This is a genomic window from Flavobacterium sp. SOK18b, from assembly GCF_014156605.1.
Classification (GTDB): domain Bacteria; phylum Bacteroidota; class Bacteroidia; order Flavobacteriales; family Flavobacteriaceae; genus Flavobacterium; species Flavobacterium tiangeerense.
Genome location: NZ_QKNZ01000030.1, coordinates 46,611 through 54,990 on the forward strand (window position 1 = coordinate 46,611; position 8,380 = coordinate 54,990).

Below are 8,380 nucleotides of genomic sequence, written 5' to 3' on the forward strand. Positions count from 1 at the left end.
AAAGTGCAAATTTACAATCTTTAAATCAATTTTAAGCACAAAAAAAGCTGCTTCTAAAAAGAAACAGCTCTTGTTTTTAAAGTACTTTAAGCTTATTTTTTCACTTCAGCTTCAGCATCTTTGATCATTTTTTCGTTAGCCGTAATAGCAAACTCTACACGACGGTTTTGGCTTCTACCTTCATTAGTTTCATTAGAAGCAATAGGATCAGCAATACCCATACCTGTTACTTTAAATCTAGCAGAAGAAACTCCTTTGCTTGACAAGTAATTACGTACCGCCGCAGCTCTATCCCCTGAAAGTTTCAAGTTATAATCTGCTGGACCTGTACTATCTGTGTATCCGTAGATAGTAATGTTAGTGTCTGGATATTCTCCAAAAACAGGAACTAATTTATCAAGGTTTGCTTTTGCAGCAGCAGTCAATGTAGATTTGTTCGTATCAAAACGTACTGCATTTTCATTCAATACTAGTTTAATCCCTTCTCCAACACGTACTACCTCAGCACCTGGAAGAACAGCATCAATTTCTCGTGCTTGCTTGTCCATTTTGTTACCGATAGCACCACCTGCAACACCACCAATAACTCCTCCTAGTACAGCACCCATAGCACCATTACCACCTTTTCCTAAATTGTTACCTAGAACTCCACCTAGAACAGCACCTGCAACAGCACCTATTCCTGCTCCTCTTTGAGTTTTGTTTGTGTTTTTTACAGCCTCACAGCTTGTAAAAATTGAACCTATAACCATTATTGTTGCTATAGCAACTACTGAAATCTTTTTCATGTTATCTTATTTTTTAGTTAGTTTTTTGAAACTGATATATTACATCAGTCATTTTTCCCGCTACATCTATTTTATCTACTAGTTGAAACGAAGTTTCCGTTTGATTAGCAAGACCTAAAATATAACCATCTCTCACTTTTCTTGCTTTTTCGCCAGCGTCTAAAACTTTTAAAACAAACTGACCTTCATTGTTTACAAACCAAGTAATTGGAGAACTAAATGCAACACAATTTGCTTTGGTCAAAGCCATAGTTCCTTTGTTATTGTTTGATACAAATTTCCAAGTACTACCTACAAAACATTCCGAGTCAGCCAACTGAAAGCTATTTACTTTTACATATTGAGATCCTGGATATGTTACTGAGCTAATAACCCAGTCTCCTTTGATGGCAACTTGCGATTTTCTATCTGTTTTGGTACTCGTAGCTGATGTTGACTTGCAAGCAAACATCAAAACGGCTATAGCGCACACTAAAATAATTTTTTTCATTTTGATACATTTAATGAATTAATACTTACACAAAGATACTATGCATTTTTGAAATTATGTTTCACAATTTTAACATTTTGTATCATAATTAACGCTTACGCCATTTTGTCACCCTTTTTACAATTGGTATTCTATTTGAAAGCCTGATTGGTAACCAATTTAATTTTAAAATTTAAAAAATATGACAACAGGTAAAATTAATGTTTCAGTAGAAAACATCTTTCCCTTAATCAAGAAATTTTTATACAGCGACCACGAAATTTTCTTGAGAGAATTGATTTCGAACGGTACCGATGCCACCTTAAAATTAAAGCATCTGATCAGTATTGGCGAAGCCAAAGTAGAATATGGCAACCCAATGATCGAGGTAAAAATTGACAAAGAAGGAAAGAAAATCCACATCATCGATCAAGGTTTAGGAATGACTGCTGATGAGGTTGAAAAATACATCAATCAAGTCGCTTTTTCAGGAGCCGAAGAGTTCTTGGACAAGTACAAAGACTCCGCTAAAGATTCTGGAATTATCGGACATTTTGGTCTTGGTTTTTACTCTGCTTTCATGGTAGCTGAGAAAGTAGAAATCATCACCAAATCATTCAAAGACGAGCCTGCTGCGCACTGGACTTGTGATGGTAGCCCAGAATTCACTTTAGAACCAGCTGATAAAACCACACGTGGTACTGAAATTATTTTGCACGTTGCTGAAGATTCTTTAGAATTTTTAGAAGACGCCAAAATCAAAGAATTGTTGAATAAGTACAACAAATTCATGCCTATTCCAATTAAATTTGGAACTAAAACACAAACACTTCCTAAGCCAGAAGATGCTCCAGAAGATGCCGTTGCCGAAACCATTACCGTAGACAACATCATCAACAACCCAAATCCAGCTTGGACCAAACAACCAACAGAATTGGCTGCTGAGGATTACAAAACCTTCTACCACGAGTTGTACCCAATGCAGTTTGACGAGCCGTTATTCCACATTCATTTAAATGTAGATTACCCGTTCAACTTAACTGGTATTTTGTATTTCCCAAAACTAGGATCTGATTTGCAAATCCAGAAAGACAAAATTCAGTTGTACCAAAACCAAGTTTATGTTACCGATAACGTAGAAGGAATTGTACCTGAATTTTTAATGATGTTAAAAGGTGTGGTAGACTCGCCAGACATTCCGTTGAACGTATCGCGTTCAGGATTGCAAGCTGACGCTGCCGTTAAAAAAATCTCTAATTACATCACGCGTAAAGTTGCCGATAAATTAAAATCATTGTTCACAGAAAACCGTGAAGATTTTGAACAAAAATGGAACGACATTAAAATTGTCTTGGAATACGGAATGTTATCCGAAGACAAGTTTTATGAAAAAGCAGGCGCCTTTGTACTTTACCCAACCGTAGATGGCAAATTCCACACGCTCGAAGAATTAAAAGAAAAACTAGCTGCCACACAAACTGATAAGGATGGTAAACTGGTTATTTTGTACGCAGGAAACAAGGATGCTCAGCACTCATACATTGCTACAGCCAAAGACAAAGGATACGAAGTATTATTGCTAGACTCTCCAATTATCTCGCACTTAATCCAGAAAATTGAAGGCGACAACAGTAACCTGACTTTTGTACGTGTAGACTCGGATCATATTGACAATTTGATCAAGAAAGACGAAACTACTATTTCAAAACTTTCAGATGAAGAACAAACCAGCCTAAAAACCGTTCTAGAAACCATTGTACCAAAACAAACGTATAGCGTACAACTAGAAGCGCTAGACAGCAACTCGGCACCATTTATCATCACACAGCCAGAATTCATGCGCCGTATGAAAGAAATGAGTCAAAGCGGTGGCGGTGGAATGTTCGGGATGGGCAACATGCCAGAAATGTACAATTTAGTAGTAAACACTAACTCTGAATTGGCCAGCAGCATCCTAAACAACAAAGACAAAGACGCTCAAGAAAGCCTAGTAAAACAAGCGCTAGACTTAGCCAAACTATCTCAAAACTTGCTAAAAGGCGAAGCCTTAACTGCATTTGTAAAAAGAAGTTTCGAGCTAATTAAATAAGTAGCCAACCCATTTTATAATCTAAAATGGCGTGAATCGCTTATTCCGAACTTGCTTCGGAAACTTACCTCCTAAAAGCTGTCCCAATTGGGGCGGCTTTTTTTTTGAAGCAGATCAACCGTTTTCAGCAGGCGTGTACTCCCGCTATACGCTGTAATCTTTGCTTTTGGCTGCCGCCATCGCAAAGGATTTCCGCTGCTATCGGGGCTATTTGAGACGGATAATATTTACAAGGTCGTTTTTTTAAAACACAATTTGTAAGATTATTTTAATATATTTGAGAAATGAATATGGTGAGATGAAACTTTTTTAATTCCGCTTGATTGGGTGGTGTTTGCGAAGGTTTTGCTATATCAATGAACAAGTTGTATCTCATTTTAGCTGTGACAACAACTAATAAATAATAATTTATGTCAATAAAATTAACCGATATACAAAAAAGAAGATTGTCAATTTTGAAACCACAATTCGAAAAAGCTATTTTTAGTAAGGATTTGAAAACCGCAAAAATTGTTTTAAATGATATTCAATCTACATTAAATTTAAATAATCATTCAACTTTGTTAGCGCAATACAGAAATTGGTTTTTCGAATTAGCTTTAGATACTGACCAATATGCTCTTGCTGAAAGTGGATTTATCAGTGTAAGGAGATCAGTTAGTAAAAATACAAGAATCCATTTAGAAGCTAGTGCATTACTTGCAATATGTTATCTGAGGTTTTCAAACGTAGAAAAAGCAAAACCATTAATAAAAGAAGTATTAAATAACAACCATGTTATTAAAACTGAAAGGACAAGACGACTTTTTAACAAAAATATAATTCAACGTTTTGATGAAGAAGTTGCATTATATAGTTTGAAAGATAAATATAATATTAAGTCAGATTATACGCTTGAAACTTTAGAGAATGAAGTAAGTTTGCTAGTTGGCACAAAAACTGAAGATGAATTATTTAAACTTTTAGGAAATAATGTCCCTGAAACAACAAAATCTTTATTATTTGAAGTTGATAGCTTTGCGAAAAATCAACTTCCTTCAGCAGAAAGAATACTTTTAACGTCTCCACAAGATGCCATAAAAGACGAGGAAACAGGAAAAACGGTTTTTAAATCTTTTAAAAGAACTATTTATAATTCAATTTGCGACCAAAATAGTGCTGTATATAAAATGTGGAATGATAAAGTTGTAGGTTCAGTAGTAAATTCAAAATATATTATTGGTGCAGTTGCTGCGGCTTTATCTTCTATAAGTATAGGTTTTCATGCCTTAATTGTAACTGCAGCAGCCTTGGTAATAAGATTTGGTTTAGATGTTTATTGTGAACATTACAAACCTGCCGGAATAATGGAAACACGGAAAAAATAAAGACGGCATATAACATAAGTCTGTAGCGATTTGTGGATTTTATGGAATTACCGTTTTATATCGTATTTCATCTAGCCGAAAATACTCAACTTTGTAAGTCGCAAACCTCTACGGGCACCGTAACGTTGAAGAAAAATTCTAAAAACTCGAAACAACAATCAACAATGAAATTAAAAAATATTGCATTTCTTACAATCGGGCTTATTCTTATTTTATTTGCGTCAATATATTTGCTCACACGAGAAAATGTTTTCCAAAGTTGGGATTTATCTAACACCGGCGAAATTGGTGATACAATCGGAGGTATAACCTCACCTATCATCAACATCATAGGATCAATCCTAATTTATGTTAGCTTTTTAGAGCAGAATAAGGCGAATAAGATTCAAACTAACCAAAATAATTTTGAATTATTGCACGAATTATACAAAGATCAGAAAGATGATTTTAGAAACATAATTTTTGCTTCTAGATCAGTTAACAATGGATTCATGTATCAAGGACAAAAAGCTTTGTCAGTATTCGTTGAAACATTTTCAGCTAGAAAAACAAGTGCAGACTTTAAGAAAAATTCTTTTTTTAAAGACTTTATCTTTCTCCTTGGCAGTCTTAAAATCTTTTTAGAAATAATTGATTCTGCAGAAGTCGATAATACACAAAAAAAATATATTTTAAGATTAATCCATATGCTATATGTTACCAGAATATCTCCTCATGTTGAGCAAATGCTTTTTATATCAAGTAGCAATACTCTACATGACAGTTTTTACAAACAACTTCTTAAACTTAGCGAAAGTATTGAATCTAATTATAAATCTAATTTACCTTAGGTAATCGAAGTGTTTAAAAAAAAACTTTCTTAAAAACTTTGAGCTGCTGTGCGAATGTCTCGAGCTAGACTGGTTCGTGTTTGGGAAGTTTTTTTACTAATATACAATTTATAGACCATGTTACCAAAAAAATCGAAATAGATGAAAAAATCATTATTTTTTTTAATATTAGTTATAATTAGTTGTAATCCAACTAAAGAAATGTCGAATTCCGAGAAAGAAAAAATAACTGCTAAACTGGATTACATATTTACTATTGACCAAAAATATAGCTTTGCAACTCCTTCTGAAGACCTCCTTAAAAAATTTGGAAAAAATGAAGCGTGGAAAATTTTTGAGATAAAAAGTGATAGTGTTGATCTTGATAATCAAAAAAAAATTAAAAAAATATATTCAGAATATGGTTATTTGGGATATGATAAAATTGGTCAAGAATACTCGAAAAAATTCTGGATTACTATCCAACACGCAGACAATGATATTAAGTTCCAACAGAAAATGCTTAAAGCATTAGGAAAAGAAATCGAGAAAAATAATGCAGAAAAATCTAATTATGCAATGCTTGAGGACAGAATTGCAATTAATCTTAACCAAAAGCAGAGATTTGGTTCGCAAGTTACATACAATAAAGTAGGACAAGCAATTCCAAAAAACGGATTACTTGATTCATTAAATATTGATAATCTGAGATTAAAATATAATTTATCTTCATTTAAAGAATATTATAATGAGATGACGACAAGTCACTTTGAAATGAATAAAGATTATTATGTAAAACAAGGAATGAAAGAACCAAAACTATATCAATAAAGCGCTGCTGTGTGAATGTCTTCAGCTATATGCTATACCTTGCGATGCGCAGTCAAAGAGATTCGTAAACCTAAAAGAAGAATTAAGAAGTCAAACCGTCAAATTGTTGAATTTTAAACTTTGTAGTATAAGATGAAATACAAACTAGAAATACCCAAACCATGCCACGCAAATTGGAATTCCATGAGTGCTACAAATCAAGGTAAATTTTGCGCAAGCTGTAAAAAAGAGGTCATCAATTTTGAGTTACACACCAATGCTCAAATTTTGAGTAAAATTTCGAGTAAAACTACCGTTTGCGGTAGATTATCTAAAAATCAAATCAATACAGAATTTACAAATTCAAATCCTACACCAACACCTTTTTGGGGAGTACTTTTTAGTATTACGTCTCTTTTGACAGCAATGCCAGTAGTGGCTCAAAAAGAAAAAGCGAAAATAGAAGTTATTGATTCACAATTGAGCTCTGCTATTGTAGAACAAACAGAAACCTCTTTTATAACCGTTTCAGGTATTGTTTTAGAAAAATTAACCGCTGATGCTAAAACAAGCACACCACTTCCCGGAGCAGTGATTGAGCATAAAAAATCTAAAACAAGCGTAACAACTAATTTTAACGGGACATTTACCATTAAGATACCAGTGCAAGATTATTCAAAATCGAAGTTGCTACTTGTTCATTACATCGGAATGGAAAGTAAAGAAATTGAAGTAATCAAAACAACAAACAATCTTAAAATTGAAATGATTCCAACTGAAATGATGATGGGAGAGGTCGTTATTGTCCGTAAGCGAAATATCTTTGATAGGATTAGAAGTATATTTCGTTAATTTTTAAATGATTTATTGTTTTAGCAATCACTGCTATTTCTTGATGATTTTCTATAACAGTACTTTTTATGTATCGCTATTTCAGGACTAGACAAAATAATTTTAATAAAGCTTTCAGGTAATATACTTGAAAGCTTTTTTATTTAGATACAATAAATTATTACTTTTACTTACAAAATATAACCTATTCTAAAAAGCAAAATAGTAACCCATGGAGAACAAACAATGCCTAAACTGTGAACAAGATGTTTCTGGTAATTATTGTCAGAATTGCGGCCAAAAAAGCAATACACATGCCATAACCTTAAAGCATTTTTTTGCCCACGATATCATACACGGTGTGTTCCATTTAGAAAGAGGAATCTTATTTACTTTAAAAGAAACATTTACAAGACCTGGGCAAGCAGCTTTGGATTACATTCATGGCAAAAGAGTAAACTACTACAATGTTTTTGCACTCTCTTTAATAATAATCGCTTTGAATATTCTAACGGTGCATTATTATCATGACCTGAATCCTCCATCAGTTTCTAAAAATACAAATGAGGGAATCCAATTAATGAACTTCTTATCGAATAATGTAAAATTGATTCTATTTGGATTCGTCCCGTTAATTGCGGTTAATGCTTTTCTGATTTTCAAAAGATTGAAAATCAACCTAGCGGAGCATTTCATCATTGCAGGAATAAATTTGTTGGGAATATTGGTTTTGTGTTTATTTGCCAACTTGTTGTCACTTTTGAGAGTCTTTGAGGACATTAAATCCTTTGTAGATATTTTAAAAATTGTATATTTTTTCTTGATTGTTTTGTTTCCTTTTTGGGTGTATTTCAATGCGGCCTATAAAAGGTATTCCATGATAGGGTTTATGTGGAGAATAATTGTGTTTTATACACTTCTGTTTTTTGAAATTGTAGTCATAATGTCACTTATTGCAAAAATCGTTACTAATACTACATCCATAAATTTACATCTCAATTTATAAAAATATTTCTGCTATTGTCGCTAATGTTCGGAGTGTTAAAAAAAACGTTCTTTAATTTTTGAACTGCTATACACATGTTTGTAGTTAGACTAGATGTTGATTGGGAGTGTTTGTTACGAGTAATTACAATTTGCAGGCAATGTTGCCAAAAAAATCGATTTAGATGAAAAAATCATTGTTATTTTTAATTTTAGTTATAATTAGTTGTAAT

General features: G+C 33.0%; 8 protein-coding genes. 6 read left to right on the forward strand and 2 right to left on the reverse strand.

Annotated features, from left to right (window positions below):
• Positions 1 to 92: 92 nt before the first annotated feature.
• Together DNC80_RS06570 and DNC80_RS06575 are read right to left on the reverse strand one after the other, a co-directional pair.
• Entirely contained in the window at positions 93 to 788 is a 696-nt protein-coding gene (locus DNC80_RS06570; RefSeq protein ID WP_182650277.1) for an OmpA family protein, read from the reverse strand.
• Between the two features lie 13 nt (positions 789 to 801).
• Positions 802 to 1,278: a lipocalin family protein gene (locus DNC80_RS06575; RefSeq protein ID WP_182650279.1), complete on the reverse strand. Its 477-nt coding sequence runs from the start codon at positions 1,276 to 1,278 to the stop codon at positions 802 to 804.
• 181 nt (positions 1,279 to 1,459) lie between these two features.
• On the opposite strand from DNC80_RS06575, the gene htpG reads away from it, so the two are divergent.
• The 6 genes from htpG to DNC80_RS06605 all read left to right on the forward strand — a co-directional run bounded on the left by htpG (position 1,460) and on the right by DNC80_RS06605 (position 8,169).
• Positions 1,460 to 3,346: a molecular chaperone HtpG gene (htpG, locus tag DNC80_RS06580; protein ID WP_182650281.1), complete on the forward strand. Its 1,887-nt coding sequence runs from the start codon at positions 1,460 to 1,462 to the stop codon at positions 3,344 to 3,346.
• Positions 3,347 to 3,756: 410 nt separating this feature from the next.
• Positions 3,757 to 4,713 carry a hypothetical protein gene (locus DNC80_RS06585; protein WP_182650283.1) on the forward strand — a complete coding sequence of 319 codons (957 nt, stop codon included), beginning with the start codon at positions 3,757 to 3,759 and terminating at the stop codon, positions 4,711 to 4,713.
• A gap of 164 nt (positions 4,714 to 4,877) precedes the next feature.
• Positions 4,878 to 5,543, forward strand: coding sequence for a hypothetical protein (locus tag DNC80_RS06590; protein ID WP_182650285.1), 666 nt, complete (start codon positions 4,878 to 4,880; stop codon positions 5,541 to 5,543).
• A gap of 141 nt (positions 5,544 to 5,684) precedes the next feature.
• Positions 5,685 to 6,353, forward strand: a complete 669-nt coding sequence (locus tag DNC80_RS06595) for a DUF6624 domain-containing protein (RefSeq protein WP_182650287.1) — start codon at positions 5,685 to 5,687, stop codon at positions 6,351 to 6,353.
• A gap of 132 nt (positions 6,354 to 6,485) precedes the next feature.
• Positions 6,486 to 7,184, forward strand: coding sequence for a carboxypeptidase-like regulatory domain-containing protein (locus DNC80_RS06600; protein ID WP_182650288.1), 699 nt, complete (start codon positions 6,486 to 6,488; stop codon positions 7,182 to 7,184).
• Positions 7,185 to 7,395: 211 nt separating this feature from the next.
• Complete coding sequence (locus tag DNC80_RS06605; protein ID WP_182650290.1) at positions 7,396 to 8,169, forward strand: DUF3667 domain-containing protein; 774 nt, start codon at positions 7,396 to 7,398, stop codon at positions 8,167 to 8,169.
• The last annotated feature ends 211 nt before the right edge of the window (positions 8,170 to 8,380 follow it).